The organism is Aeromonas sp. 62-46, from assembly GCF_001898585.1.
In the GTDB taxonomy this organism is placed as follows: domain Bacteria; phylum Pseudomonadota; class Gammaproteobacteria; order Enterobacterales; family Aeromonadaceae; genus Aeromonas; species Aeromonas caviae.
Genome location: NZ_MKUI01000059.1, coordinates 1 through 951 on the forward strand (window position 1 = coordinate 1; position 951 = coordinate 951).

The 951-nt window shown below is 51.3% G+C and carries 2 protein-coding genes; both read right to left on the minus strand.

The features are described from left to right. Window positions 1-212: 212 nt before the first annotated feature. A complete protein-coding gene (gene gmhB, locus BGO64_RS20590; protein WP_286701292.1) occupies window positions 213-755 on the minus strand; it encodes a D-glycero-beta-D-manno-heptose 1,7-bisphosphate 7-phosphatase in 543 nt (180 codons plus the stop codon). 113 nt (window positions 756-868) lie between these two features. Then, on the minus strand, window positions 869-951 hold an 83-nt coding region (locus tag BGO64_RS20595; RefSeq protein ID WP_077791453.1), incomplete at its 5' end, for an EF-Tu C-terminal domain-related protein.

The window sequence follows — 951 nt, forward strand, 5'->3', positions numbered from 1 at the left end:
TGGCATTCTACTCAACCGCCTTCTCGAGTCAAGCCTTATTTTCAAAGGCTTTTCGAGGTTATCGACCGGCTTGTTTGCGTGACCGCTTGCCCTGTCGATGGAGGCGCATTATAGGGGGTGAATTCGTTCTGGCAAGAGGATAATTGCAAAAAGATGGCTTTCACCGTTCAACCGCTCACAAAGCCACCAAAAAGTATCTTAATCCAGCGAAATCAGCCTGCGACAGGCGCTGCAACTGCAAAATCATGCAGGTTGTCGTAGATGGCATCGGCCAGCTCAATCCCCGCATCAGTAATCGTCTTACCCGTTCTGACCATTATCTTGTGACCGACCTTGGCATTGATGGCGGCTTTCAGGTCCGAAGGTTTGTCACCCACCATATAAGAGCGGTCCATATCGATGCCCAACTCTTGCTGCGCCAACAGCAGCATGCCGGGTTCCGGTTTGCGGCAGTCGCAAGAGGCGCCGTGATCCGGGTGATGGGGGCAGAAGTAGATACCATCGAGATCCACATCCCGATCGGCCAATGACCAATCCATCCACTCGGTCAGGTTCATGAAGTCATCTTCCGTGAAGTAACCGCGGGCGATACCGGATTGGTTGGTCACCACGACCAGCAAATAGCCTTTTTTCTTCAGCAATTGCATGGCCTCAATCACCCCGGGCAGAAAATGGAAGTCATCAACCTGGCTGACATAACCCGTGTCTTTGTTGATGACACCATCGCGATCCAGAAAAATGGCGGGTTTACTCACAGCAGCTACCTCTATAGATGATTTCGCAAAAGTATCTCACAGGCCATTTAAAGCCCCAAAAGTAAAAGGGGTGGCCGAAGCCACCCCTTTCATGTGTGCATATAAAGTATCGATTAAGCGATAACTTTAGCTACAACACCAGCACCTACGGTACGGCCACCTTCACGGATGGCGAAACGCAGGCCGTCGTCCATCG